At 44.2% G+C, this 24636-nt stretch carries 29 protein-coding genes, 2 tRNA genes, 3 rRNA genes and 1 pseudogene; 32 read left to right on the forward strand and 3 right to left on the reverse strand.

Translation table 11 applies throughout. The features are described 5' to 3' along the window. Nucleotides 1–11 precede the first annotated feature (11 nt). From rpsE to NSQ34_RS00930, 23 genes and pseudogenes are all read left to right on the forward strand, one after another. Nucleotides 12–512: a 30S ribosomal protein S5 gene (rpsE, locus tag NSQ34_RS00820; protein WP_007496332.1), complete on the forward strand. Its 501-nt coding sequence runs from the start codon at nt 12–14 to the stop codon at nt 510–512. 13 nt (nt 513–525) lie between these two features. Then, complete coding sequence (gene rpmD, locus NSQ34_RS00825) at nt 526–708, forward strand: 50S ribosomal protein L30 (protein WP_003217067.1); 183 nt, start codon at nt 526–528, stop codon at nt 706–708. A 30-nt stretch (nt 709–738) separates the two neighbouring features. After that, nucleotides 739–1179 carry a 50S ribosomal protein L15 gene (gene rplO / locus NSQ34_RS00830; protein WP_003216888.1) on the forward strand — a complete coding sequence of 147 codons (441 nt, stop codon included), beginning with the start codon at nt 739–741 and terminating at the stop codon, nt 1177–1179. A 1-nt stretch (nt 1180) separates the two neighbouring features. Beyond that, nucleotides 1181–2473 (forward strand): preprotein translocase subunit SecY, encoded by a 1293-nt coding sequence (gene secY / locus NSQ34_RS00835; RefSeq protein ID WP_024425603.1) that lies wholly within the window; start codon nt 1181–1183, stop codon nt 2471–2473. 55 nt (nt 2474–2528) lie between these two features. Beyond that, nucleotides 2529–3182 (forward strand): adenylate kinase, encoded by a 654-nt coding sequence (locus tag NSQ34_RS00840; RefSeq protein ID WP_034283883.1) that lies wholly within the window; start codon nt 2529–2531, stop codon nt 3180–3182. After that, nucleotides 3179–3925 carry a type I methionyl aminopeptidase gene (map, locus tag NSQ34_RS00845; protein WP_003217210.1) on the forward strand — a complete coding sequence of 249 codons (747 nt, stop codon included), beginning with the start codon at nt 3179–3181 and terminating at the stop codon, nt 3923–3925. Before NSQ34_RS00840 ends, map begins: the two co-directional genes overlap by 4 nt. A gap of 45 nt (nt 3926–3970) precedes the next feature. Continuing rightward, nucleotides 3971–4259 (forward strand): annotated as a pseudogene (locus NSQ34_RS00850) (RNA-binding protein). Continuing rightward, nucleotides 4237–4455 (forward strand): translation initiation factor IF-1, encoded by a 219-nt coding sequence (gene infA / locus NSQ34_RS00855; RefSeq protein ID WP_003217190.1) that lies wholly within the window; start codon nt 4237–4239, stop codon nt 4453–4455. Before NSQ34_RS00850 ends, infA begins: the two are co-directional and overlap by 23 nt. Nucleotides 4456–4486: 31 nt before the next feature. Continuing rightward, entirely contained in the window at nt 4487–4600 is a 114-nt protein-coding gene (rpmJ, locus tag NSQ34_RS00860) for a 50S ribosomal protein L36 (RefSeq protein WP_003156543.1), read from the forward strand. A gap of 21 nt (nt 4601–4621) precedes the next feature. After that, complete coding sequence (gene rpsM / locus NSQ34_RS00865) at nt 4622–4987, forward strand: 30S ribosomal protein S13 (protein WP_003217023.1); 366 nt, start codon at nt 4622–4624, stop codon at nt 4985–4987. A gap of 20 nt (nt 4988–5007) precedes the next feature. After that, the gene (gene rpsK, locus NSQ34_RS00870) at nt 5008–5403 is read left to right on the forward strand and encodes a 30S ribosomal protein S11 (protein ID WP_003217231.1); all 396 of its coding nucleotides are present in this window, start codon (nt 5008–5010) and stop codon (nt 5401–5403) included. 175 nt (nt 5404–5578) lie between these two features. Then, nucleotides 5579–6523, forward strand: a complete 945-nt coding sequence (locus tag NSQ34_RS00875; protein ID WP_003217009.1) for a DNA-directed RNA polymerase subunit alpha — start codon at nt 5579–5581, stop codon at nt 6521–6523. A 75-nt stretch (nt 6524–6598) separates the two neighbouring features. Next, on the forward strand, nt 6599–6961 hold the full coding sequence (rplQ, locus tag NSQ34_RS00880) for a 50S ribosomal protein L17 (RefSeq protein ID WP_003216944.1): 363 nt from the start codon (nt 6599–6601) through the stop codon (nt 6959–6961). A 125-nt stretch (nt 6962–7086) separates the two neighbouring features. Continuing rightward, on the forward strand, nt 7087–7929 hold the full coding sequence (locus tag NSQ34_RS00885; protein ID WP_061110679.1) for an energy-coupling factor ABC transporter ATP-binding protein: 843 nt from the start codon (nt 7087–7089) through the stop codon (nt 7927–7929). Beyond that, on the forward strand, nt 7905–8774 hold the full coding sequence (locus NSQ34_RS00890) for an energy-coupling factor ABC transporter ATP-binding protein (protein WP_176967284.1): 870 nt from the start codon (nt 7905–7907) through the stop codon (nt 8772–8774). Before NSQ34_RS00885 ends, NSQ34_RS00890 begins: the two co-directional genes overlap by 25 nt. Next, nucleotides 8771–9568, forward strand: coding sequence for an energy-coupling factor transporter transmembrane protein EcfT (locus NSQ34_RS00895; RefSeq protein ID WP_034283880.1), 798 nt, complete (start codon nt 8771–8773; stop codon nt 9566–9568). The genes NSQ34_RS00890 and NSQ34_RS00895 overlap by 4 nt, the downstream gene beginning before the upstream one ends. A gap of 11 nt (nt 9569–9579) precedes the next feature. Beyond that, on the forward strand, nt 9580–10323 hold the full coding sequence (gene truA, locus NSQ34_RS00900; RefSeq protein WP_034283879.1) for a tRNA pseudouridine(38-40) synthase TruA: 744 nt from the start codon (nt 9580–9582) through the stop codon (nt 10321–10323). Nucleotides 10324–10488: 165 nt separating this feature from the next. Continuing rightward, nucleotides 10489–10926, forward strand: coding sequence for a 50S ribosomal protein L13 (gene rplM / locus NSQ34_RS00905; RefSeq protein WP_003217042.1), 438 nt, complete (start codon nt 10489–10491; stop codon nt 10924–10926). 20 nt (nt 10927–10946) lie between these two features. Further along, nucleotides 10947–11339, forward strand: a complete 393-nt coding sequence (rpsI, locus tag NSQ34_RS00910; protein ID WP_039175996.1) for a 30S ribosomal protein S9 — start codon at nt 10947–10949, stop codon at nt 11337–11339. A 176-nt stretch (nt 11340–11515) separates the two neighbouring features. Beyond that, nucleotides 11516–12040 carry a GNAT family N-acetyltransferase gene (locus NSQ34_RS00915; RefSeq protein ID WP_034283874.1) on the forward strand — a complete coding sequence of 175 codons (525 nt, stop codon included), beginning with the start codon at nt 11516–11518 and terminating at the stop codon, nt 12038–12040. A 278-nt stretch (nt 12041–12318) separates the two neighbouring features. Continuing rightward, complete coding sequence (locus NSQ34_RS00920) at nt 12319–12792, forward strand: GNAT family N-acetyltransferase (protein ID WP_141545668.1); 474 nt, start codon at nt 12319–12321, stop codon at nt 12790–12792. A 111-nt stretch (nt 12793–12903) separates the two neighbouring features. After that, complete coding sequence (locus tag NSQ34_RS00925; RefSeq protein WP_242026031.1) at nt 12904–13110, forward strand: hypothetical protein; 207 nt, start codon at nt 12904–12906, stop codon at nt 13108–13110. Next, nucleotides 13076–13894 (forward strand): serine hydrolase, encoded by an 819-nt coding sequence (locus NSQ34_RS00930; protein ID WP_242026033.1) that lies wholly within the window; start codon nt 13076–13078, stop codon nt 13892–13894. Before NSQ34_RS00925 ends, NSQ34_RS00930 begins: the two co-directional genes overlap by 35 nt. Before the next feature lie 37 nt (nt 13895–13931). On the opposite strand, the gene NSQ34_RS00935 is transcribed toward NSQ34_RS00930, so the two are convergent. Then, on the reverse strand, nt 13932–14501 hold the full coding sequence (locus NSQ34_RS00935) for a DUF4825 domain-containing protein (RefSeq protein WP_098677674.1): 570 nt from the start codon (nt 14499–14501) through the stop codon (nt 13932–13934). A gap of 152 nt (nt 14502–14653) precedes the next feature. Here NSQ34_RS00935 and NSQ34_RS00940 point away from each other — a divergent pair, with 152 nt between their 5' ends. The 3 genes from NSQ34_RS00940 (at nt 14654) to NSQ34_RS00950 (ending at nt 17031) form a co-directional block, all read left to right on the forward strand. Beyond that, nucleotides 14654–15097, forward strand: coding sequence for a DUF2521 family protein (locus NSQ34_RS00940; RefSeq protein ID WP_034283869.1), 444 nt, complete (start codon nt 14654–14656; stop codon nt 15095–15097). 58 nt (nt 15098–15155) lie between these two features. Continuing rightward, complete coding sequence (gene cwlD, locus NSQ34_RS00945; protein WP_034283867.1) at nt 15156–15869, forward strand: N-acetylmuramoyl-L-alanine amidase CwlD; 714 nt, start codon at nt 15156–15158, stop codon at nt 15867–15869. A gap of 103 nt (nt 15870–15972) precedes the next feature. Next, complete coding sequence (locus tag NSQ34_RS00950) at nt 15973–17031, forward strand: Mrp/NBP35 family ATP-binding protein (protein WP_098677673.1); 1059 nt, start codon at nt 15973–15975, stop codon at nt 17029–17031. Between the two features lie 41 nt (nt 17032–17072). Here the strand turns inward: NSQ34_RS00950 and gerD are convergent, their stop codons facing one another. Further along, nucleotides 17073–17648 carry a spore germination lipoprotein GerD gene (gene gerD / locus NSQ34_RS00955; RefSeq protein ID WP_098677672.1) on the reverse strand — a complete coding sequence of 192 codons (576 nt, stop codon included), beginning with the start codon at nt 17646–17648 and terminating at the stop codon, nt 17073–17075. Between the two features lie 90 nt (nt 17649–17738). Here gerD and NSQ34_RS00960 point away from each other — a divergent pair, with 90 nt between their 5' ends. Further along, the gene (locus tag NSQ34_RS00960) at nt 17739–18341 is read left to right on the forward strand and encodes a KinB-signaling pathway activation protein (protein WP_034283864.1); all 603 of its coding nucleotides are present in this window, start codon (nt 17739–17741) and stop codon (nt 18339–18341) included. Here the strand turns inward: NSQ34_RS00960 and pdaB are convergent. Beyond that, on the reverse strand, nt 18334–19098 hold the full coding sequence (gene pdaB / locus NSQ34_RS00965; RefSeq protein ID WP_024425619.1) for a polysaccharide deacetylase family sporulation protein PdaB: 765 nt from the start codon (nt 19096–19098) through the stop codon (nt 18334–18336). The genes NSQ34_RS00960 and pdaB overlap by 8 nt on opposite strands. Before the next feature lie 376 nt (nt 19099–19474). Between pdaB and NSQ34_RS00970 the strand changes: the two genes are divergently transcribed. The 5 genes from NSQ34_RS00970 (at nt 19475) to NSQ34_RS00990 (ending at nt 24504) form a co-directional block, all read left to right on the forward strand. Then, nucleotides 19475–21023: ribosomal RNA gene (locus NSQ34_RS00970) — 16S ribosomal RNA — on the forward strand. Nucleotides 21024–21205: 182 nt separating this feature from the next. After that, nucleotides 21206–24136: ribosomal RNA gene (locus tag NSQ34_RS00975) — 23S ribosomal RNA — on the forward strand. 61 nt (nt 24137–24197) lie between these two features. Then, nucleotides 24198–24313: ribosomal RNA gene (gene rrf, locus NSQ34_RS00980) — 5S ribosomal RNA — on the forward strand. Together the 16S, 23S and 5S rRNA genes with 2 tRNA genes alongside form the textbook arrangement of a ribosomal RNA operon. 42 nt (nt 24314–24355) lie before the next feature. Beyond that, nucleotides 24356–24430 (forward strand) — tRNA-Asn (locus NSQ34_RS00985). Between the two features lies 1 nt (nt 24431). Next, nucleotides 24432–24504 (forward strand) — tRNA-Thr (locus NSQ34_RS00990). The last annotated feature ends 132 nt before the right edge of the window (nt 24505–24636 follow it).

Here is a 24636-nt window from a genome sequence, read left to right on the forward strand (position 1 = left end):
GACACATCCGAATGAGTCGTATTGACCCAAGCAAATTAGAGTTAGAAGAACGCTTAGTTACGGTTAACCGCGTAGCGAAAGTTGTTAAAGGTGGACGTCGTTTCCGTTTTGCAGCTTTAGTTGTTGTCGGTGACAAAAACGGTCATGTAGGTTTCGGTACTGGTAAAGCACAAGAAGTACCAGAAGCGATCCGCAAAGCTGTTGAAGATGCGAAAAAGAATTTAATTGAAGTACCAATGGTTGGAACTACAATTCCACATGAAATCATCGGTCGATTCGGTGCAGGAAACGTTCTATTGAAGCCTGCTTCAGAAGGTACAGGAGTTATCGCTGGAGGCCCAGTTCGTGCGGTACTTGAGCTTGCTGGTCTAGCTGATATCCTTTCTAAATCTCTAGGTTCTAATACACCGATCAACATGATCCGCGCAACACTTCAAGGTTTAAGTGAGCTTAAACGTGCTGAAGATGTAGCGAAGCTTCGTGGAAAATCTGTAGAAGACCTGTTAGGATAAGGAGGGAACAATAATGGCAAATAAATTAGAAATTACCCTCAAACGCAGTGTAATCGGTCGCCCTGAAGATCAGCGTGTCACTGTTCGTACTCTTGGTCTTAAGAAAACAAACCAAACAGTCGTACATGAAGACAATGCAGCGATCCGCGGCATGATTAACAAGGTGTCTCATTTAGTTTCTGTTAAAGAACAATAAAACATTTTTAATCGATAAGGAGGTGCCCAAATGAAACTTCATGAATTGAAGCCTTCAGAAGGTTCACGTAAAGTACGCAACCGTGTTGGTCGTGGTATTGGATCAGGTAACGGTAAAACTTCTGGTAAAGGTCATAAAGGTCAAAACGCTCGTTCTGGCGGCGGTGTACGCCCTGGTTTCGAAGGTGGTCAGATGCCTTTATTCCAACGCCTTCCAAAACGTGGTTTTACAAACATTAACCGTAAAGATTACGCGGTAATCAACTTAGACAGATTAAACAGTTTTGACGAAGGAACGGAAGTAACTCCTGAACTTCTTCTAGAGACTGGTGCAATAAGCAAGTTAAAAGCAGGAGTAAAAATTCTTGGCAACGGTAAATTAGAAAAAAAATTAACTGTAAAAGCCAATAAATTCTCTGCTTCTGCGAAAGAAGCGATTGAAGCTGCTGGCGGTACAGCCGAGGTGATCTAACTTGTTTAAGACAATCTCCAATTTTATGCGCGTGAAAGATATACGGAATAAGATTATATTCACACTTTTAATGTTAGTCGTCTTTCGTATAGGTGCTTTCATCCCTGTGCCTAATGTGAACGCCGATGTTCTCCAGGCACAGGATCAAATGAGTGTTTTCGGAATCCTCAACACGTTTGGGGGCGGGGCACTTTTCCAATTCTCCATTCTTGCAATGGGGATTATGCCGTATATCACTGCTTCGATCATCATTCAGCTCTTGCAGATGGATGTTGTTCCGAAGTTTACTGAGTGGTCAAAGCAAGGAGAGGTTGGCCGCCGAAAATTAGCACAATTCACAAGGTATTTTACAATTGTTCTAGGATTTATCCAGGCGCTGGGAATGTCATATGGATTCAACAATATGGCAGGAGGCATGCTGATTGAAAACCCTGGTGTTTCAACGTATCTCTTAATTGCGGTCGTACTCACTGCGGGAACAGCATTTTTAATGTGGCTGGGTGAGCAGATTACTGCTCACGGTGTTGGTAATGGTATTTCGATTATTATCTTTGCCGGTATCATCGCTGGTATCCCTCAAACATTAAAACAAGTGTACGCTCAACAATTTGTAGGTGGAGATGGACAGCTGTTCATGCAAATCCTTAAAATTGCCCTTATTGTCATTGCCATTCTTGTCATTGTTATCGGTGTTATTTACATTCAAATGGCAGTGAGAAAGATTGCAATTCAATATTCAAAGGGAACTGGCCGTGCACAAATGTCTGCTAGTCAAGCAACGCACCTTCCATTGAAAGTGAATCCAGCAGGGGTGATTCCAGTCATCTTTGCCGTTTCTTTCATTATTACTCCGCAGACGATCGCATCGTTCTTCGGAACCAATAATGTGACAACTTGGATAACCAACAACTTTGACTATACTAAGCCAATCGGTATGACGATTTATGTAGCACTGATTGTTGCTTTCACATATTTTTATGCCTTTGTCCAAGTCAATCCTGAACAAATGGCTGAAAATCTGCAAAAGCAGGGTGGCTATATCCCGGGAGTTCGTCCAGGGAAAATGACTCAAGATAGAATTACGAGCATTTTGTACCGACTCACGTTTGTGGGCGCCATTTTCTTAGCCGTGATTTCAATACTTCCTATCTTTTTCATTCAATTCGCTGGATTACCTTCCGCTGCACAAATTGGCGGCACAAGTCTTCTCATTGTTGTAGGTGTTGCACTTGAAACAATGAAACAGCTTGAAAGCCAATTAGTGAAACGAAATTACCGTGGATTTATGAAATAAAACAGAGGGCTGGGCAGCTGCCCAACCTCTCTAAGTAAGGAAGGGGAAATCCGAAATGAACTTAGTCTTAATGGGGCTTCCGGGTGCTGGTAAAGGCACTCAGGCAGAACGAATTGTTGATGATTATGGGATTCCTCATATCTCAACAGGAGATATGTTCCGCGCTGCTATGAAAGAGGAGACACAACTTGGGCTCGAAGCAAAATCCTTTATCGATAAAGGAGAGCTTGTTCCTGATGAGGTCACAATCGGTATTGTTAGAGAAAGACTTGGCAAAAATGATTGTGAACAAGGTTTTCTTCTGGACGGATTTCCGCGAACAGTCGCTCAGGCTGAAGCTTTAGAAGAAATTCTAAAGGACCTTGGCAGAACGATTGATTATGTCATTAATATTAAAGTCGATAAAGATGCTTTGATGGAGCGTCTGACTGGCCGAAGAATTTGCAAAAATTGCGGAGCAACATATCATTTAGTATTCAATCCACCTGCGAAAGAAAATGTTTGCGACAAGTGTGGAGGCGAGCTTTATCAACGTGCAGATGATAATGCAGAAACCGTTTCGACTAGACTTGAAGTAAACTTAAAGCAGACTGAACCTTTACTGAACTTCTATTCAGAAAAAGGATATCTTGTAAACATTGATGGTGCGAAGCACATTAACGATGTGTATGCAGATATCAAGGACCTGCTTGGAGGATTAAATAAATGATTATCTGTAAAACTCCTCGCGAGCTTGAGATTATGAGAGAAGCTGGACGTATTGTCGCACTGACTCATGAAGAGCTGAAGAAACATATAAAACCAGGTATTTCGACAAAAGAATTGGATCAAATTGCCGAACGTTTTATTACAAAGCAGGGTGCAATCCCATCTTTTAAAGGGTATAATGGTTTTCGCGGGAGCATTTGCGTTTCGGTGAATGAAGAACTCGTTCACGGTATTCCTGGTAAACGGGTTTTACGTGATGGTGACATCATTAGTATCGATATTGGCGCAAAGTTAAATGGCTATCATGGTGACTCTGCTTGGACTTATCCAGTTGGGGTAATCAGTGATGAAGACCGCAAACTACTGGAAGTCACAGAGGAATCTCTATATAAAGGCTTACAGGAAGCAAAGCCAGGCGAACGTCTGTCGAACATTTCCCATGCCATACAAACGTATGTTGAAAATGAAAATTTTTCAGTTGTTAGAGAATATGTTGGACATGGGGTCGGACAGGATCTTCATGAGGACCCTCAAATTCCTCATTATGGTCCGCCCAACAAAGGCCCGCGGCTAAAACCTGGGATGGTGTTGGCCATCGAACCGATGGTGAACGCAGGCAGCCGATATGTGAAAACATTGGCTGATAACTGGACGGTTGTAACGGTTGATGGGAAAAAGTGTGCTCACTTTGAGCATACGATTGCGATTACAGATACAGGTTTTGATATACTGACTAAGATTTAGGTCTTCACTGAAGCCTTTCAGGCCCAAATCGGGCAGGTTGTCTGTATAGTCCAAAGAAAGAACAAGATCAGTATACAGGTGTCATCGGCATGTTCGTTGGCTGCCATGTACTAATCGCAGACGGAGAAAAGCGTAAATTTCATTCTCCTAAGAAAAAATATCAATCATATAACCTTTTATGATTGCGTATCTCCGGAAGTTCAGAACAGTATATTCAAAACAGGTCGGGTGATAGATGAACAATTGAGAGATTCTCATTTGGGCATTTGTCAGAGAGCAAGTTACTGATTTGAAGAAGGGAGAACACTTGAATGGCGAAAGACGATGTAATTGAAGTGGAAGGTACTGTAGCAGAAACTTTGCCAAACGCAATGTTCAAAGTTGAACTAGAGAATGGTCATACAGTTTTGGCTCATGTATCAGGAAAAATCCGTATGCACTTCATTCGCATTTTACCTGGAGACAAAGTTACGGTAGAATTATCTCCATATGACTTAACTCGTGGTAGAATTACGTACCGTTACAAATAAAGCAACTCCGGAAGAAGGAGGTTGGAAACACATGAAAGTGAGACCATCTGTTAAACCTATCTGTGAAAAATGTAAAGTGATTCGCAGAAAAGGAAAAGTAATGGTGATCTGTGAAAACCCAAAACATAAACAAAAACAAGGCTAATAACAAGGAGGTGCCCAAATCATGGCTCGTATTGCTGGTGTAGATATTCCACGTGATAAGCGTGTTGTCATTTCTTTAACATATGTTTTTGGAATTGGTCGTACGACTGCGCAACAAGTCCTTAAAGAAGCAGGTGTTTCTGAAGACACTCGCGTTCGCGATCTAACTGAAGACGAACTTGGTAAAATCCGTGATATCATTGACAAACTTAAAGTAGAAGGTGACCTTCGTCGTGAAGTTTCACTTAACATTAAGCGTCTAATTGAAATCGGAAGCTACCGCGGAATCCGTCATCGTAGAGGACTTCCTGTTCGTGGACAAAACACAAAAAACAACGCGCGTACTCGTAAAGGTCCGCGTCGTACTGTAGCTAACAAGAAAAAATAAGTAAAGGAGGTAGTTAAAGAATGGCTGCTGCTCGTAAACAAAATACGCGTAAACGTCGCGTGAAAAAGAATATTGAAGCTGGAATCGCTCATATCCGTTCCACTTTCAACAACACGATTGTAACGATTACTGATGTTCATGGAAACGCAATTTCTTGGTCAAGTGCTGGTGCATTAGGATTCAGAGGTTCTCGTAAATCTACTCCTTTCGCTGCACAAATGGCTGCTGAAACTGCTGCTAAAGGTTCTATCGAACATGGTCTTAAAACACTTGAAGTAACTGTTAAAGGTCCTGGTTCTGGTCGTGAAGCTGCAATTCGTGCACTTCAAGCTGCAGGTCTTGAAGTTACTGCAATTAGAGACGTAACTCCAGTTCCTCATAACGGATGCCGTCCACCAAAACGTCGCCGCGTGTAATTTGTTTGTATAGATTTTGTGTCCCTGTCAATAATGGGTTATGATACAGTTATTTATGAGACGAATACACGACTCGTTGCCTGAGCACATACGGGACTAAACAATGAGGAATTTCGGATGGAATCTCATATGATTCTATTCGAGGTTTCGACGTTTTGAAGGAGGGTTTTATTAGATGATCGAAATTGAAAAACCAAAAATCGAAACGGTTGAAATCAGCGACGATGCCAAGTATGGCAAGTTTGTCGTAGAGCCACTTGAGCGTGGATATGGTACCACTTTAGGGAACTCCCTTCGTCGTATCCTTTTATCCTCACTTCCTGGTGCAGCTGTAACATCGATCCAGATAGATGGTGTCTTACACGAATTCTCAACGATCGAAGGCGTGGTTGAAGATGTTACAACGATTATCTTAAACATTAAAAAGCTTGCACTCAAAATCTACTCTGAAGAAGAGAAGACGCTTGAAATTGATGTACAAGATGAAGGTACTGTAACAGCTGCTGATATTACACACGACAGCGATATTGAAATCTTAAATCCAGATCTTCACATCGCAACTCTTGGCAAGAATGCGAGCTTCCGTGTTCGCTTAACTGCACAAAGAGGTCGCGGGTATAATCCTGCTGATGCAAACAAAAGAGACGATCAGCCAATCGGTGTGATTCCGATCGACTCAATCTATACACCTGTATCTCGTGTGACTTATCAAGTGGAGAACACCCGTGTTGGGCAAATCACAAACTATGATAAATTAACACTAGATGTATGGACTGATGGAAGCACAGGACCGAAAGAAGCGATCGCTCTAGGTTCTAAGATTTTAACTGAACACCTGAATATTTTCGTTGGGTTAACTGACGAAGCTCAGCATGCTGAAATCATGGTTGAGAAAGAAGAAGACCAAAAAGAAAAAGTGCTTGAAATGACAATTGAAGAGCTTGATCTTTCTGTTCGTTCTTACAACTGTTTGAAGCGTGCGGGTATTAACACTGTTCAAGAGCTTGCTAACAAGACAGAAGAGGATATGATGAAAGTTCGTAACCTTGGACGTAAATCTCTTGAAGAAGTGAAAGCGAAACTAGAAGAACTTGGACTGGGTCTTCGTAAAGACGATTGACTAGTTTCATTGTGAACTAGGATTTTCGTGTGTTTTTTATTCATACAGCATCTCTAATTAAGGAGGGGACATCACATGGCATACAGAAAGCTAGGACGCACTAGTGCACAACGTAAAGCAATGCTTCGTGACCTAACGACTGATTTGATCATCAACGAACGCATCGAAACAACTGAAACACGTGCGAAAGAACTTCGCTCTGTAGTTGAAAAAATGATCACTCTTGGCAAACGCGGAGATCTTCATGCTCGCCGTCAAGCTGCAGCTTACATTCGTAATGAAGTAGCTAACGCTGAAACAAACCAAGATGCACTTCAAAAATTATTCGCTGACGTTGCAACTCGCTACGAAGATCGCCAAGGTGGATACACTCGTATCATGAAGCTTGGACCTCGTCGCGGCGATGGCGCACCAATGGCTGTCATTGAATTAGTTTAATCACATATCGTGTATCTAAGAAAGGGCGGGACAGTTCATAACTGGATCTATGCCCTTTTTTAGGTACTACGGCTTTTTTAAGAATAAGCAAAGAAGAGGTTGAGCTGAGAGGAGGTCCGGTAGAGATGGGGAAGACATTAATTGACGTAAAGGACATTGTATTTCGTTATCACAAGGATGTGGACAAGCCCGCTTTAGATCAAGTGTCACTGCATGTGAATCAAAATGAATGGCTCGCCATTGTTGGTCATAACGGTTCAGGTAAATCCACACTTGCCCGTGTGCTGAATGGGCTCATTTTACCGGATGCTGGTACGGTCAAGGTTGGAGAGATTGAGCTTAAAGAAGAAAGTGTGTGGGATATTCGCAAAAAGGTCGGAATGGTCTTTCAAAACCCAGATAACCAATTTGTGGGCTCAACAGTTCGTGATGATGTGGCTTTTGGTTTAGAAAATAACGGGGTTGAGCGGGAATTGATGATAGAACGTGTAGATTGGGCTGTCAAACAGGTCAATATGCAGGAGTTTCTTGATCAAGAGCCGCACCATCTATCAGGCGGGCAGAAGCAGAGAGTCGCCATTGCAGGTGTGCTTGCCGCAAGCCCTGACATCATGATCTTGGATGAAGCAACATCAATGCTTGATCCGATTGGCCGTGAAGAAGTGTTAGAGACTGTTAGACTACTGAAGGAACAAGGAACAGTCACAGTCATTTCCATCACACATGATTTAGACGAGGCTGCCAAAGCAGACCGCGTCATTGTGATGAATGGCGGGAAGAAATTTGCCGAGGGAACGCCAGAGGAAGTATTTGAACTAGATGAACAGCTGGTTCAGATTGGACTTGATCTGCCATTTTCCTATCGATTGAGCAAGCAATTGAAGCAGCAAGGTGTGCCGCTTGCAAATGCCCATTTGACACAAGAAGGATTGGTGAAAGAGCTATGGACATTACGATCAAAGAATTAGAGCATCGTTATCAAATGAAAACGCCGTTTGAGCGTCTCGCTTTGTATGATGTCAATGCTTCCATCAAAGAGGGCAGCTATGTCGCTGTCATTGGTCATACGGGCTCTGGTAAGTCTACATTGCTGCAGCATTTAAATGGATTGCTCAAACCAACGAAGGGGAGCATTGTGCTTGGAAAGACAGTTTTACAAGCCAATAAAAAGCAGAAGGATATGAAACCCCTCCGGAAAAAGGTAGGCATCGTGTTTCAGTTTCCTGAGCATCAGCTCTTTGAGGAAACCATCCTCAAGGATATCTGCTTTGGCCCGATGAACTTCGGCGTTCCTCAAGAGAAGGCAGAAGCGAAGGCGAAGGAGATGCTGAAACTGGTTGGTCTTCCTGAGTCCTTATTATCTCGATCTCCCTTTGAACTAAGCGGCGGTCAAATGAGACGTGTGGCGATTGCAGGCGTTTTAGCGATGGAGCCAGAGGTGCTTGTGCTTGATGAGCCGACTGCTGGGCTGGATCCACGCGGGCGGAAGGAAATCATGGACATGTTCTATGACCTTCATCAAAAGGCAAACCTCACCACGATTCTGGTCACACACAGTATGGAAGATGCCGCTCATTATGCGGATCAAATGATTGTGATGCATAAAGGGACAGTGAAGGCGACAGGCACGCCGAGAGAGTTGTTTGCCAATCGTACAGACATGTCTTCGTTTGGTCTCGACCTCCCAGAAACGATTAAATTCCAGCAGACTGTAGAAGAAAAGCTTGGTATTACGTTTCCAAGGCCGCTTCTGACCATGGATGAAATGGCAGAAGCCTTAACAGCTCTTTATCAGGAGGACACGACATCATGATGGATAGTATGATTATCGGCAAATATGTGCCAGGTTCATCCTTTGTCCATCGTCTTGATCCAAGGACAAAGCTGTTATCAATTTTCTTTTTTGTCTTTATTGTTTTTTTTGCTAATAATTACATCACTTACGGGCTTTTAGGTGTCTTTACCATCCTTGTGGTGATGGTTTCTCAGGTGCCGCTATACTTTATTCTCAAGGGAATGAAGCCGATCCTATGGATTGTCCTGTTTACCTTTATTCTGCATATTTTCATGACAAAGGATGGCGCCTTGCTATTCCATTTTGGTTTTCTGAATATTTATGAAGAAGGTTTAAAGCAAGGAATATTCATTTCACTCCGTTTTGTCTATCTCATCATGATGACGACACTTCTTACGTTAACTACAACGCCTATAGAAGTGACAGACGGGATGGAGAAGCTTCTGCACCCATTCCGTAAAATCAAACTGCCTGTTCATGAGCTTGCTCTCATGATGTCCATCTCTCTTCGGTTTATTCCGACGTTATTAGAAGAGACGGATAAAATCATGAAGGCACAAATGGCACGAGGTGTTGATTTTACAAGCGGGCCTTTAAAGGATCGCATGAAAGCCATCGTTCCTTTGCTTGTTCCGCTTTTCGTCAGTGCGTTTAAGCGTGCAGAAGAACTGGCGACCGCGATGGAAGCGAGAGGCTACCGCGGGGGAGAAGGACGGACGAAGTACCGTCAGCTTGTCTGGGGCATGAAGGACACGTTCACGCTGCTTTTATTCATCTTGTTAACAGCACTCCTTGTGCTGCTTAGAAATTAGGTGATTCCTAGATGAAGGTCAAATGTACCGTATCCTACGATGGGACACATTTTAAAGGCTATCAGGTGCAGCCAGGGCAGCGAACCGTTCAGACGGAGATAGAGTCAGCCCTTGCAAGAATGCACAAACAGGATGAACTGATTCCGATTGTGGCTTCCGGCCGGACGGACAGCGGTGTCCATGCAAAGGGACAGGTCATCCATTTTGACACCCCGCTCTCGATCCCGATGGAGAGATGGCCTTTTGCCCTTAACAGCTTGCTGCCGGATGATATCCGTGTTCTAAAGGCTGAGGAGGTCGATGACTCGTTTCATGCCAGATTTGGTGTTGTTTCGAAGGAGTACCGTTATAAGGTCTCAACGGAAACACACCAAAATGTGTTCACGAGACAGTATGCCTGCCACTATCCTTACCGGCTGGATATCGATAAAATGAGAGAAGCCGCTGAGCACCTGATTGGGACACATGACTTTACAAGCTTTTGTGCGGCCAATACAGAGGTTCAGGACAAGGTGAGGGTTATTTATGCCCTCGAGTGGAAAAACGTCTCAGACGGGCTTGAAATGCGTGTGAGAGGGAATGGCTTTTTATACAACATGGTGCGGATTATCGCTGGAACGTTGCTTGAAATCGGTTCTGGTAAATTTCACCCTGAGGAGATAAAAGCTATGCTTGCCGCCCGAAATCGCGAAGCGGCAGGCAAGACTGCGCCTAGTCACGGACTGTATTTATGGGAAGTTTTCTATGACAACTAAACCAGGTGTAACATGTTCTTGACACAGGAAGCAGAAAGTTATAAGATATCATATGGTATGTATTTCAACCCCACAAATAAGCCCCGGAAGACTTATCTGTGTTTTGAAATAGAACGTAGCATTTGATTCAAGGAAAATTCATTGATTTATTTAGGAGGGAAACTCATGCGTACAACACCAATGGCGAACGCAAGCACAATTGAGCGCAAATGGCTAGTTGTTGATGCGGCAGGCAAGACTCTAGGTCGTCTTTCTACTGAAGTAGCATCACTTTTGCGCGGTAAGCACAAACCAACTTATACACCACACGTTGATACAGGTGATCACGTCATCATCATCAATGCTGAGAAAATTGAATTAACAGGTAAGAAATTGACGGACAAAATTTACTACCGTCACACGATGCACCCAGGCGGTTTGAAACAAAGAACTGCTCTTGAGATGCGTACAAACTACCCTGAGAAAATGCTGGAGCTTGCTATCAAAGGTATGCTTCCAAAGGGTCCACTAGGTCGTCAAATGTTCAAAAAATTAAATGTGTACCGTGGTTCTGAGCATCCACATCAAGCACAACAACCTGAAGTTTACGAACTTCGCGGTTAATTATAAGGGAGGTTAACAATTTGGCACAGGTTCAATATTACGGTACAGGTCGTCGTAAAAGTTCTGTAGCGCGCGTTCGCTTAGTTCCAGGTGAAGGCCGTATCGTCGTTAATAATCGTGAAATTACTGAATACATTCCATTCGCTGCTTTAATCGAAGACGTGAAACAGCCTTTGAACATCACAGAAACAGCTAACAGCTACGATGTTCTTGTAAATGTTCACGGTGGTGGATTCTCTGGTCAAGCTGGAGCAATTCGTCACGGTATCTCTCGTGCTCTTCTAGAAGTAGATCCTGAGTACCGTACATCACTTAAACGTGCTGGACTTCTTACTCGTGACCCTCGTATGAAAGAGCGTAAGAAATACGGTCTTAAAGGCGCACGTCGCGCACCTCAGTTCTCAAAACGTTAATCAATTTTATATTGTATGGACGTTTTACAAAGGTTTGTTACAGACAAACCTTATAAAAAAAGCATCAGCATCCTGCTGGTGCTTTTTTATTTGTGTTTTTTTCTGTTTGGAAACATATAAAATAGGATCATAGCAAGGTTTCTGTTTAAAAAACGAAGTCTATGGAGGGGTGTCATATGAATCTAACAACAGAAAGGTGTTTCATTCGATCATTTGCTGAGGATGATTGGCATGATGTTTATGCATATACATCTGATCCGGCGGTGATGAAGTATATTCCGGAAGGTGTTTTTTCTAAAGAAAATGCGAAGGAATTTGTTAAAAATAATCGTCTTAAAAAAGCCAAGAATTTTGCTGTTCTATTAAAAGAAGATCAGATATGCATCGGACATATCGTGTTTCATTCTTACTTTGGTGAGCACACATATGAGATTGGCTGGGTCTTCAATCCTGCCTATCAAAACAAGGGCTATGCATCAGAAGCGGCGTATGCTGTCTTACATCATGGTTTTCACACACTAAACTTACATCGGATCATTGCCACTTGTCAGCCTGAGAATGTGCCATCGTGGAGAGTGATGGAGAAAATGGGGATGAGGAGAGAGGGGTATTTTAAAAAATGTATACCACAAGGAAATGAGTGGTGGGATGAGTTTTACTATGCCATCTTACAAGAGGAATGGTTCGTGAAGAGGGCTTGATAAGTTTTCATGATATGAAGTAATTCACCATTTCAAATATCACTCCGCTTTCGATGTTGATATAATCAGATCAAATAAGCAGAAGAGGGACTTCGCCATGAGGATCTTTGAAGCATTTCTTATCATTGAGTTTTCCCATTCAAGAAAACCAAGGGTACACACTGCCGCCTAGTTATGTGGTTAAAAAAAGCAGCTGATCAAATCTTATAAAAAAAACGGTTGCAATTGGTATTTTGGTAAGTGAAGATGGTTTCCATCCATCATAGGAGGTGCTTTCATTGAATTTAAATCAATTGACATTTAGAGAAGCTGTGCAAGAAGACCTCGACAAAATCATTTTCATGCTTTCAGATGATAAGTTAGGTCAAAAGAGAGAGCGTTACACTCGCCCGTTATTAGAAAGCTATATTAAAGCCTTTCATTCAATCGATGCTGATCCAAATATTGAACTCATTGTTGCGTGTGACCAGGAAGAAGCAGTTGGGGTTCTTCAGTTAACCATGACGCCATTTCTTACACATCAAGGAGGATGGAGAGCATCCATCGAAGGAGTTCGTACGGCTTCGGCCCATAGAGGAAAAGGAGTCGGCTCGATGCTCATAAAGTGGGCTATACAACGCGCAAGCGACCGCGGATGTCATATGATTCAGCTGACAACAGACAAACAGAGGCCAGAAGCACGCCATTTTTATGAGAAATTAGGGTTTGAAGCCACACATGAAGGAATGAAGCTGCATCTGCCCCATGAATAAGGACAACAAGAAGCGGAGGATTCACGAACCTCTGCCTTTTTTGTGCCTTTATTTGAAATATTTGTTATATTAAACATGTAAATCCTCTGTTATTTGGAAAGGAGAAACATGTTGCAGAAAATCGGTTTAAAGGAAGCGATGGAAGACCTTTTGACATTTGTAACAAAGAACAAAAAGGAAGTATCAGTGACAATCATTGAAAATGAAGATGTGGTGTTAGAGTGGAATGCTGATCAAAAAACGCCACTTGCAAGTACGGTGAAATTAGTGGTTTTATTTCATTTTGTTAAAGCTGTATCCAGCAGTGGCATTGTCTGATATAGAACGGTATTATATTGATGGAACAGACGGTGGTTCACACAAGTACTGGCTGGAGGTCAATAATTTTTCTGAGCATGCGACTTTATTAGATGTTGCCAAAGGGATGATGCAATTCAGTTCGAATGCTTGTACGGATTATTTGATTGACCGGCTGGGCTTAGAAAAGATCAATGATCGGATGAAAGAAGCTGGTCTTATAGAACATGATGAACTCATGCCGCTGACGCCAAAGTTGTTGTGGCCCGCTTATGTATCTGATCATGAGCAGGATGCATTAAAGCAAATGAGCGGTGTATCTCATGAGCAATATAAATCTCTAATGAGTGAGATTTTTAATATCATGAAAAATGACCCAGAGCATAAAAAGGTGTTAGAAGAAAAAATGATGAAAAATGACTTATTAAGCTTTCATATTCAATCATTACTGACACAAAAGCTGACAAAGTCTACAACCAATCAATATGCACATTTTATGAAACGTCTGCAGGATGAGTTGTTAACAACAGAAGAAAAGGGTCTTTTTAGCCAAATTGTGCTTGGAGAAACATTGAAGACGGAAAAAGATCAATATATTTGGTATAAAGGCGGAGCGACGTTGTTTGTTTTCACAGCTAATTTATATCGAAAAACGGATATCTCATCTATATGCATTTCTCTTTTTATCAATGATCCAAAAGCGAAGAATTCTCACTGGATTGGGGAAGTATTCAACGAATTTATGTTTACTGCAGCAGGGGATCAAAACTTTCGACAACGATTGATTCAGGCTTTCACTACATAATTATCAAATAAACAGAGGGATATCGCCCTCTGTTTTATTATTTCTGCATTGGAAACGCTTTGTATACATCTTGGCGTTTCTTTTTTGACTTCACAACTCCATCAACCAGTTCCTTTTGCCAAAGCGCTGTATCGTCTTTGTACTTTTTAAAAGGGTGAGGGAGCTCTTTTTCTAGCTGTTTTCTTTTAAACGTGACGGACGGCTCGTCTTTAGAGCTCATGTTAAGTGTCACTTGCTCTACGTTATCGACCAGAATAAAAAGTGCGATGGCGTTGTATAAATACGTTTTTTCGATCGTATCCTTTTGATCAAACCAGAAGGCGTCAAACTGTTCTTCTGTATAGCCTGCATTTTCTTTTACTCCATACGTGACGTCTAATGCTTTCCTATCGATGATTTCAAATTCACGAATGACGCCTCCAGGAAGATCTGATAAGATTTCACGAATGGCTGAATTGTCACCGAGATACGTGTTTTTGTGTGTTGAAAGTTGTTTTAAGGATATGTCTGCTATTCCTTTCATATCGCTCTTTTTCTCGCTGGCTTGACTGCTGCACGCAGATAGGACGACTGTAAGTAGCAGCAGGATATACATCCATTTCTTCATTGATTTTGCCCCTTTATTTTTCTTTCTATATGTAAATGTCTATTTTATCACAATTTTCCATTCCGATCGTTCACAGGCCGTCATTTCCATTTACTGAACTGCATGTTTTGTTCAAACCAACGAACAATACAAAGAAAAAAGGAGTTCAGTCCATGGCAGAAGTGCTTTCATTTTATCAACTGAAAACAAAACGAGATGTCACGCTTGAAAAGAAGCTTTTGCGTACATTGTCTCTTCAACAAGTAACGGCTGCTTCCGAGAAATTCACAAAGAAGCTGTTTCCATTTGCAGATGATCCAGCGGGTATTATGAGTGATGGCTGCATCGATTTCGCCATTGAAGCTTTCTTAGCTGGCGGGAGATACGGTGAGTCGAGTAAATACGGCGAATCATTCGACGATATCAAAAAGCGGTCCTTCCAGGAGGAAGCTGAGCTGATTGAAGAGCTGGCAGGATGCTTGCAATCGTGGGGGAATATGTTCCGTATGGAGCGGAAAATGTCATGTTTATATCCATTTGCAAAGGATTTTTTAAGCATGTGGTGGCAGGAAGGCTTTCGTGAATCAGAAAAAAGACACAAGCTTCGGCTGCACTAAGCATATTTCCAGTCCTTGTCCCATATCTATAAAATAATGGTGTATGGGAGGGACAGGGATGAAAAGAAAGCTGAAGTGGACAGGGTTTTTAATTGGGTTTATTGTCCTCTTATTCTTATTCAGGTTTCAATTTCTAAATGATGATTCGTGGAAATCGTGGAATTTGCCTCTAAGCGGGAAGATCATCTATTTAGATCCGGGGCACGGCGGTCCAGATGGAGGGGCTGTAGGAGGAGAACTGCTTGAGAAAGAGATTGCACTGGATGTATCCATGAAGATACGTGACTATTTGCAGGAGCAGGGAGCGCTTGTTCTCATGACCCGAGAGGATGATTCTGATTTATCATCAAAGAATACAAGGGGATATGCCAGAAAGAAAGCGGAGGATTTAAGGAACCGCGTCAAAGTCATCAATGAATCTGAAGCGGATCTCTATTTAAGCATTCATTTAAATGCGATACCATCAAACAAATGGAGCGGGGCTCAGACGTTTTTTTACGGAAAGTATGAAGAAAATGAAAAGGCAGCGAAGTTCATTCAAGATGAATTGCGCAGGAATCTTGAAAACACAGATCGAAAGGCGAAGCGGATTAATGGCATTTATTTAATGCAAAATGTCACAAAGCCAGGAGCTCTTGTGGAAATTGGATTTCTCTCCAACCCGAAAGAGGCTGGCCAGCTGGCAACACCTAAATATCAGGATCAAATTGCTGCCTCTATTTATAAAGGGATTTTAAGATATTTAACAGAGCAAAAAGAGCCGCCTGAATAAGGGGCTTTTTCCTTTTGATCGCAGGCAAACAGGACAGACATTGTAAGGATATGTATGATATACTTGGATTGTAAACGAATTCAATAAAGGGTGAGGTTCTGCTATGATCGGACAAGATGATGTGAGAAAACTAGTTGGGAAGATGGACGAACCTTTCCTTCATATACCGCTTGGTGAGCTGGATGCCATCAAGGAAATCAGCCTAAAGCCTGAGAAAGAGCATGTGAGCCTAAAGGTGGCCATTGCCAAAACAGGCACTGCTGAGCAGATGAAGCTGCAGCAAGACATCGTACAAGCCTTGAAAACAGCAGGCGTTAACACAGTAGGACTTCGTTTTGAGGAACTGCCTCAGGAAACACTTGAAAAGTTTATGCCATCACAAGATGAGGAAGAAACCCTGCTTAACTCTAAAAATCCGCCTGAGTTCTTAGCGATTGCGAGTGGAAAGGGCGGCGTTGGTAAATCGACTGTTTCTGTTAACCTTGCTGTAGCGCTGGCTCGTCTAGGGAAAAAAGTCGGGCTGATTGATGCTGATATTTATGGCTTTAGTGTACCGGATATGATGGGAATCACTGTCAGACCAACAGTTAAAGGGGAAAAAATTATTCCTGTGGAGCGCTTTGGTGTCAAAGTGATTTCAATGGGCTTTTTTGTTGAAGAAAATGCACCGGTTATTTGGAGAGGACCGATGCTTGGAAAAATGTTAAATAACTTCTTCCACGAAGTTGAGTGGGGAGAATTAGATTACTTACTATTAGACCTTCCGCCTGGAACGGGAGATGTAGCGCTTGATATTCATACAATGCTGCCTAGCTGTAAAGAAATTATTGTCACTACACCGCATCCAACGGCTGCCTTCGTTGCAGCAAGAGCAGGCGCAATGGCACTGCAAACAGATCATGAGGTGCTCGGGGTCGTTGAGAATATGAGCTATTATGAAAGCAAAAAAACAGGTGAAAAGGAATACGTCTTTGGAAAAGGCGGCGGGGACAAGCTGGCTGAAGAGCTGCGTGTATCAGTCCTTGGCCAAATTCCTTTAAGACAGCCTGATTGGAATGAGGATGATTTTGCGCCTTCTGTCTATGATGCAAGTCATCCGACAGGAGAAGTGTATCAACACATTGCGAATAAAGTCATTGAACAATTAGCAGTGAAAGCATAATGAAAGCCCGAGTGGATGAATGCCACTCGGGTGATGTTTAACTAATCGCTTCCTTGCGATCCGGAATCACTGCTGCTTTCAGATGCTGCCTTTTTGAGCTCATCTTCGAATTTCTTCTTATAAAGAGGGCTGCTTAATGTTTCCGTAATGACTTTTTCTAAGTGTTTTCTAAACTCTTTGCTTTTTACCAGTTCACCGTATTTCTTTTCCATCTCAGGATCCTTGAGAATATCCATCATCAGCTGTTGATAGTCAGGATCCTTCATTAGCTGTTTTAACATTCTTTCATGCTGTTGCTGCATGGATTTTGCGAAAGTCTCGGCAAATTTAGAATCCTCAAAGACCTTCTTCCAGAACTCTTTGCCTTTATCAGAAGTCAGTGTTTTCTCTATCGTTTTTTTCACAGTTTGTTCATCCATTACCAAAGCTTCATTCATTGCCTCGTCATTTAATAACTGTTGAATGGCCTTTTTACCGTCATCTGTCTTTAATATATCGACGACCATTTTTTTTGTTTCGTCATAGTCCATATTAGATGAGGATTGGGTTTTGGGAGCACAAGCTGTTAGAGATAAAAGAAGAAAACAGCTCATTATACGCAAGATGCCTTTTGACATACTGTGGCTCCTTTCGTTACATGTCTTACTTTTAATATGAATGTTTCACGTAAATTTATACATAACAAAAATAGGGGTTGGATCAATTCAATGAAAAGTCGGGATTTAGTTCGTTTTTTCTTCTCTGTGCTAGCTGTTGGAGCGGTCATTACAAGCGTGGTAGGCTTTGCGCTGGAGTGGGGGAAATATCAGAAGCTTTTTATATCGTTTGAAATTCTAGAGATCGCATCTGTATTGTTTTGGTTCATTGGTGTAGGGATGATCTTTAGTGTCATTAGCCAGATGGGGTTTGTTGTCTTCTTGACGGTGCACCGGTTTGCGTTAGAGATTTTCCGGTCACATTCTTTATGGAATACCATTCAGCTGTTTCTTGTGATTTTTGTGCTGTTTGATTTAGCTTACTTGCGATTTTTGTTTTTCGGGGAGAATGATTCATTTCTTCCATACTTGTGGCTGCCTGTTTTTATCGGTGTGTTTGCATTGATCGTGGCTTATTTTAAACAGCAGCAGTCCTCTAAGAAAACATTTGTTTCTGCAATGTTTCTCATGGTCGTCATCACGTCGTTAGAATGGTTCCCGGCGCTCAGAGTCAATGAAGAGGACTGGCTGTATTTAATGCTGTTCCCGCTATTAGGCTGTAATGCGTTTCAGCTTTTAGCGATGCCGCGGTTTTCAAAAGCGAAAGCTACTTAACTTCTGATGACTTTGTTTTCGTGTTGGAGATCAGTTCGCCAACTGTCACATTTTTTAAATGCTTTTCTTTTATTTGTTTCAAAATAGCTGGTAAGGCTTGAGCGGTTTGGGTTGCTGAATCTGAGGCGTGAAGGAGAACAATGTCTCCGCTTTTCATTCGATCATTTACATTTTGAACAATTTGGTCGACACCCGGATTCAGCCAATCCTGTGAATTGATGCTGTAATGAACAACGGTATAACCGTACTGTGTGGCAATTTTCAGTGCTGTTTCGTTAAACTGTCCAGTTGGCGGTCTTAATAGTTGAATGTCATCTAGTCCAAGCTTTTGAAATGTATTTTGTGCACGGACAAGATCTTGCTTGATTTCACTATCTTCAAGCTGGCTATAATTTTTATAAGCATAGCCGAGGCTTCCAATTTGATGGCCGTCCTCCCTAATTTGTTTCACGATATCAGGATGACGCTCAGCCCAAGAAGCAGACAGAAAGAAAGTGGCGTTCTTTATACCGTACTCTCGAAGGACATTTAAAATAGGAACAGCCTTCTCATCCCCCCAGCCAATATTAAAAGTGAGAGAGACATGTTTTGATGAAGTCTCTCCTTTATAAATGGCTCGGGGTCCATGTTCAGTTTTAAATACCGACAGCGGCGGTGCCTTTTGTACATAAAAAAAGGTTGCAGCTGCAAGGGCTGCTACAAGAATAATGACAACTTGCTTCAGCCGTTTAATAGGCAACACATATAATCGACTCAATTCAAACACTCCTGCCTTGTCCAAGATTGTTACTTGATTGTATGCAGGACAAGGGTTTAAGATGCTTAATAAAACTATTTCAAAAAAAGTTTCGAAAAGGCGTTGACCAATAGAATGTTTTCGTGATATATTATTAATCGTCGCTGACACACAGTGACAAACACAAAACGCTTCGGGAAATAAACTTGAAAAAAGTTGTTGACATAAGATGAAGCGAAATGTTATATTATTAAAGCCGCTAAGAACGGCGGAGATGATCTTTGAAAACTAAACAAGACAAAACGTACCTGTTAATTCGAGTTTTTATAAAAAAATCCTATGAAACTTCATAGGTAGTCAGTCAAACTGGCGAAAAGCAAAACTTCGGTTTTGTACTTTTTCGGAGAGTTTGATCCTGGCTCAGGACGAACGCTGGCGGCGTGCCTAATACATGCAAGTCGAGCGGACAGAAGGGAGCTTGCTCCCGGATGTTAGCGGCGGACGGGTGAGTAACACGTGGGTAACCTGCCTGTAAGACTGGGATAACTCCGGGAAACCGGAGCTAATACCGGATAGTTCCTTGAACCGCATGGTTCAAGGATGAAAGACGGTTTCGGCTGTCACTTACAGATGGACCCGCGGCGCATTAGCTAGTTGGTGGGGTAATGGCTCACCAAGGCGACGATGCGTAGCCGACCTGAGAGGGTGATCGGCCACACTGGGACTGAGACACGGCCCAGACTCCTACGGGAGGCAGCAGTAGGGAATCTTCCGCAATGGACGAAAGTCTGACGGAGCAACGCCGCGTGAGTGATGAAGGTTTTCGGATCGTAAAGCTCTGTTGTTAGGGAAGAACAAGTGCGAGAGTAACTGCTCGCACCTTGACGGTACCTAACCAGAAAGCCACGGCTAACTACGTGCCAGCAGCCGCGGTAATACGTAGGTGGCAAGCGTTGTCCGGAATTATTGGGCGTAAAGGGCTCGCAGGCGGTTTCTTAAGTCTGATGTGAAAGCCCCCGGCTCAACCGGGGAGGGTCATTGGAAACTGGGAAACTTGAGTGCAGAAGAGGAGAGTGGAATTCCACGTGTAGCGGTGAAATGCGTAGAGATGTGGAGGAACACCAGTGGCGAAGGCGACTCTCTGGTCTGTAACTGACGCTGAGGAGCGAAAGCGTGGGGAGCGAACAGGATTAGATACCCTGGTAGTCCACGCCGTAAACGATGAGTGCTAAGTGTTAGGGGGTTTCCGCCCCTTAGTGCTGCAGCTAACGCATTAAGCACTCCGCCTGGGGAGTACGGTCGCAAGACTGAAACTCAAAGGAATTGACGGGGGCCCGCACAAGCGGTGGAGCATGTGGTTTAATTCGAAGCAACGCGAAGAACCTTACCAGGTCTTGACATCCTCTGACAACCCTAGAGATAGGGCTTTCCCTTCGGGGACAGAGTGACAGGTGGTGCATGGTTGTCGTCAGCTCGTGTCGTGAGATGTTGGGTTAAGTCCCGCAACGAGCGCAACCCTTGATCTTAGTTGCCAGCATTCAGTTGGGCACTCTAAGGTGACTGCCGGTGACAAACCGGAGGAAGGTGGGGATGACGTCAAATCATCATGCCCCTTATGACCTGGGCTACACACGTGCTACAATGGACAGAACAAAGGGCTGCAAGACCGCAAGGTTTAGCCAATCCCATAAATCTGTTCTCAGTTCGGATCGCAGTCTGCAACTCGACTGCGTGAAGCTGGAATCGCTAGTAATCGCGGATCAGCATGCCGCGGTGAATACGTTCCCGGGCCTTGTACACACCGCCCGTCACACCACGAGAGTTTGCAACACCCGAAGTCGGTGAGGTAACCTTTATGGAGCCAGCCGCCGAAGGTGGGGCAGATGATTGGGGTGAAGTCGTAACAAGGTAGCCGTATCGGAAGGTGCGGCTGGATCACCTCCTTTCTAAGGATATATGGAGCAGCGTACGTTTTCGTCTTGTTTAGTTTTGAAGGATCATTCCTTCAAAACATGTCTCTAGCGAGACAGGATTGTTCTTTGAAAACTAGATAACAATAAGTAATACATTCACATTGAATGCAATGCAAAGTTCATCACACATAGTGATTCTTTCTAAAGTAAGAAATGGTTAAGTTAGAAAGGGCGCACGGTGGATGCCTTGGCACTAGGAGCCGATGAAGGACGGGACGAACACCGATATGCTTCGGGGAGCTGTAAGCAAGCTTTGATCCGGAGATTTCCGAATGGGGAAACCCACTGCTCGTAATGGAGTAGTATCCATACTTGAATACATAGAGTATGAGAAGGCATACCCGGGGAACTGAAACATCTAAGTACCCGGAGGAAGAGAAAGCAAATGCGATTCCCTGAGTAGCGGCGAGCGAAACGGGAACAGCCCAAACCAAGAGGCTTGCCTCTTGGGGTTGTAGGACACTCTATACGGAGTTACAAAGGAACGATATAAGCGAAGAGGTCTGGAAAGGCCCGCCAAAGAAGGTAACAGCCCTGTAACTGAAATGTTGTTCTCTCCAGAGTGGATCCTGAGTACGGCGGAACACGTGAAATTCCGTCGGAATCCGGGAGGACCATCTCCCAAGGCTAAATACTCCCTAGTGACCGATAGTGAACCAGTACCGTGAGGGAAAGGTGAAAAGCACCCCGGAAGGGGAGTGAAATAGATCCTGAAACCGTGTGCCTACAAGTAGTCAGAGCCCGTTAACGGGTGATGGCGTGCCTTTTGTAGAATGAACCGGCGAGTTACGATCCCGTGCAAGGTTAAGCAGAAGATGCGGAGCCGCAGCGAAAGCGAGTCTGAATAGGGCGCATGAGTACGTGGTCGTAGACCCGAAACCAGGTGATCTACCCATGTCCAGGGTGAAGTTCAGGTAACACTGAATGGAGGCCCGAACCCACGCACGTTGAAAAGTGCGGGGATGAGGTGTGGGTAGGGGTGAAATGCCAATCGAACCTGGAGATAGCTGGTTCTCTCCGAAATAGCTTTAGGGCTAGCCTCAAGGTAAGAGTCTCGGAGGTAGAGCACTGATTGGACTAGGGGCCCCTACCGGGTTACCGAATTCAGTCAAACTCCGAATGCCGATGACTTATCCTTGGGAGTCAGACTGCGAGTGATAAGATCCGTAGTCGAAAGGGAAACAGCCCAGACCGCCAGCTAAGGTCCCAAAGTATACGTTAAGTGGAAAAGGATGTGGAGTTGCTTAGACAACCAGGATGTTGGCTTAGAAGCAGCCACCATTTAAAGAGTGCGTAATAGCTCACTGGTCGAGTGACTCTGCGCCGAAAATGTACCGGGGCTAAACGTATCACCGAAGCTGCGGACTGTTCTTACGAACAGTGGTAGGAGAGCGTTCTAAGGGCTGTGAAGCCAGACCGGAAGGACTGGTGGAGCGCTTAGAAGTGAGAATGCCGGTATGAGTAGCGAAAGACGGGTGAGAATCCCGTCCACCGAATGCCTAAGGTTTCCTGAGGAAGGCTCGTCCGCTCAGGGTTAGTCGGGACCTAAGCCGAGGCCGAAAGGCGTAGGCGATGGACAACAGGTTGATATTCCTGTACCACCTCCTCACCATTTGAGCAATGGGGGGACGCAGGAGGATAGGGTAAGCGCGGTATTGGATATCCGCGTCCAAGCAGTTAGGCTGGGAAATAGGCAAATCCGTTTCCCGTAAAGGCTGAGCTGTGATGGCGAGCGAAATTTAGTAGCGAAGTTCCTGATTCCACACTGCCAAGAAAAGCCTCTAGCGAGGTGAGAGGTGCCCGTACCGCAAACCGACACAGGTAGGCGAGGAGAGAATCCTAAGGTGATCGAGAGAACTCTCGTTAAGGAACTCGGCAAAATGACCCCGTAACTTCGGGAGAAGGGGTGCTTCTTAGGGTGTTAAAGCCCCGAGAAGCCGCAGTGAATAGGCCCAGGCGACTGTTTAGCAAAAACACAGGTCTCTGCGAAGCCGTAAGGCGAAGTATAGGGGCTGACGCCTGCCCGGTGCTGGAAGGTTAAGAGGAGCGCTTAGCGTAAGCGAAGGTGCGAATTGAAGCCCCAGTAAACGGCGGCCGTAACTATAACGGTCCTAAGGTAGCGAAATTCCTTGTCGGGTAAGTTCCGACCCGCACGAAAGGCGCAACGATCTGGGCACTGTCTCAACGAGAGACTCGGTGAAATTATAGTACCTGTGAAGATGCAGGTTACCCGCGACAGGACGGAAAGACCCCGTGGAGCTTTACTGCAGCCTGATATTGAATGTTGGTACAGCTTGTACAGGATAGGTAGGAGCCTTGGAAACCGGAGCGCTAGCTTCGGTGGAGGCATCGGTGGGATACTACCCTGGCTGTATTGACCTTCTAACCCGCTGCCCTTATCGGGCAGGGAGACAGTGTCAGGTGGGCAGTTTGACTGGGGCGGTCGCCTCCTAAAATGTAACGGAGGCGCCCAAAGGTTCCCTCAGAATGGTTGGAAATCATTCGCAGAGTGTAAAGGCACAAGGGAGCTTGACTGCGAGACCTACAAGTCGAGCAGGGACGAAAGTCGGGCTTAGTGATCCGGTGGTTCCGCATGGAAGGGCCATCGCTCAACGGATAAAAGCTACCCCGGGGATAACAGGCTTATCTCCCCCAAGAGTCCACATCGACGGGGAGGTTTGGCACCTCGATGTCGGCTCATCGCATCCTGGGGCTGTAGTCGGTCCCAAGGGTTGGGCTGTTCGCCCATTAAAGCGGTACGCGAGCTGGGTTCAGAACGTCGTGAGACAGTTCGGTCCCTATCCGTCGCGGGCGCAGGAAATTTGAGAGGAGCTGTCCTTAGTACGAGAGGACCGGGATGGACGCACCGCTGGTGTACCAGTTGTTCTGCCAAGGGCATCGCTGGGTAGCTATGTGCGGACGGGATAAGTGCTGAAAGCATCTAAGCATGAAGCCCCCCTCAAGATGAGATTTCCCATTCCGCAAGGAAGTAAGATCCCTGAAAGATGATCAGGTTGATAGGTCTGAGGTGGAAGCGTGGTGACACGTGGAGCTGACAGATACTAATAGATCGAGGACTTAACCTATATTCTAATGTGAAGCATGAACATTGTTATCTAGTTTTGAGAGAACATTCTCTCCATCAGGTTTGGTGGCGATAGCGAAGAGGTCACACCCGTTCCCATACCGAACACGGAAGTTAAGCTCTTCAGCGCCGATGGTAGTTGGGGGTTTCCCCCTGTGAGAGTAGGACGCCGCCAAGCTTTTTGTTTATATCCTTCCAATGGAAGAAGTTACTTTATCATTCCGCAGTAGCTCAGTGGTAGAGCTATCGGCTGTTAACCGATCGGTCGTAGGTTCGAGTCCTACCTGCGGAGCCATGCTTCCATAGCTCAGTAGGTAGAGCACTTCCATGGTAAGGAAGAGGTCAGCGGTTCGAGCCCGCTTGGAAGCTTTCCTCTATATGTTGATATGACAAGGTTTCTCGATGATGAGAAGGCTTTTTTTGTTTGTTTACATATATATTGAACTGCTCGATGATCAATAGACTGATGACTTTAGGAAAGCGAATAAAACGGCTTGCACA

Source organism: Bacillus sp. FSL P2-0069 (assembly GCF_038593315.1).
Classification (GTDB): Bacteria; Bacillota; Bacilli; order Bacillales; family Bacillaceae; genus Bacillus; species Bacillus safensis.

Bases quoted from the DNA above. Each gene is read 5' to 3' on its own strand.
- rpsE (WP_007496332.1), top strand. From the start codon at position 12: ATGAGTCGTATTGACCCAAGCAAATTAGAGTTAGAAGAACGCTTAGTT.
- rpmD (WP_003217067.1), top strand. From the start codon at position 526: ATGGCAAATAAATTAGAAATTACCCTCAAACGCAGTGTAATCGGTCGC.
- rplO (WP_003216888.1), top strand. From the start codon at position 739: ATGAAACTTCATGAATTGAAGCCTTCAGAAGGTTCACGTAAAGTACGC.
- NSQ34_RS00840 (WP_034283883.1), top strand. From the start codon at position 2,529: ATGAACTTAGTCTTAATGGGGCTTCCGGGTGCTGGTAAAGGCACTCAG.
- map (WP_003217210.1), top strand. From the start codon at position 3,179: ATGATTATCTGTAAAACTCCTCGCGAGCTTGAGATTATGAGAGAAGCT.
- infA (WP_003217190.1), top strand. From the start codon at position 4,237: ATGGCGAAAGACGATGTAATTGAAGTGGAAGGTACTGTAGCAGAAACT.
- rpmJ (WP_003156543.1), top strand. From the start codon at position 4,487: ATGAAAGTGAGACCATCTGTTAAACCTATCTGTGAAAAATGTAAAGTG.
- rpsM (WP_003217023.1), top strand. From the start codon at position 4,622: ATGGCTCGTATTGCTGGTGTAGATATTCCACGTGATAAGCGTGTTGTC.
- rpsK (WP_003217231.1), top strand. From the start codon at position 5,008: ATGGCTGCTGCTCGTAAACAAAATACGCGTAAACGTCGCGTGAAAAAG.
- NSQ34_RS00875 (WP_003217009.1), top strand. From the start codon at position 5,579: ATGATCGAAATTGAAAAACCAAAAATCGAAACGGTTGAAATCAGCGAC.
- rplQ (WP_003216944.1), top strand. From the start codon at position 6,599: ATGGCATACAGAAAGCTAGGACGCACTAGTGCACAACGTAAAGCAATG.
- NSQ34_RS00885 (WP_061110679.1), top strand. From the start codon at position 7,087: ATGGGGAAGACATTAATTGACGTAAAGGACATTGTATTTCGTTATCAC.
- NSQ34_RS00890 (WP_176967284.1), top strand. From the start codon at position 7,905: ATGGACATTACGATCAAAGAATTAGAGCATCGTTATCAAATGAAAACG.
- NSQ34_RS00895 (WP_034283880.1), top strand. From the start codon at position 8,771: ATGATGGATAGTATGATTATCGGCAAATATGTGCCAGGTTCATCCTTT.
- truA (WP_034283879.1), top strand. From the start codon at position 9,580: ATGAAGGTCAAATGTACCGTATCCTACGATGGGACACATTTTAAAGGC.
- rplM (WP_003217042.1), top strand. From the start codon at position 10,489: ATGCGTACAACACCAATGGCGAACGCAAGCACAATTGAGCGCAAATGG.
- NSQ34_RS00915 (WP_034283874.1), top strand. From the start codon at position 11,516: ATGAATCTAACAACAGAAAGGTGTTTCATTCGATCATTTGCTGAGGAT.
- NSQ34_RS00935 (WP_098677674.1), bottom strand. From the start codon at position 14,501: ATGAAGAAATGGATGTATATCCTGCTGCTACTTACAGTCGTCCTATCT.
- NSQ34_RS00940 (WP_034283869.1), top strand. From the start codon at position 14,654: ATGGCAGAAGTGCTTTCATTTTATCAACTGAAAACAAAACGAGATGTC.
- cwlD (WP_034283867.1), top strand. From the start codon at position 15,156: ATGAAAAGAAAGCTGAAGTGGACAGGGTTTTTAATTGGGTTTATTGTC.
- NSQ34_RS00950 (WP_098677673.1), top strand. From the start codon at position 15,973: ATGATCGGACAAGATGATGTGAGAAAACTAGTTGGGAAGATGGACGAA.
- gerD (WP_098677672.1), bottom strand. From the start codon at position 17,648: ATGTCAAAAGGCATCTTGCGTATAATGAGCTGTTTTCTTCTTTTATCT.
- NSQ34_RS00960 (WP_034283864.1), top strand. From the start codon at position 17,739: ATGAAAAGTCGGGATTTAGTTCGTTTTTTCTTCTCTGTGCTAGCTGTT.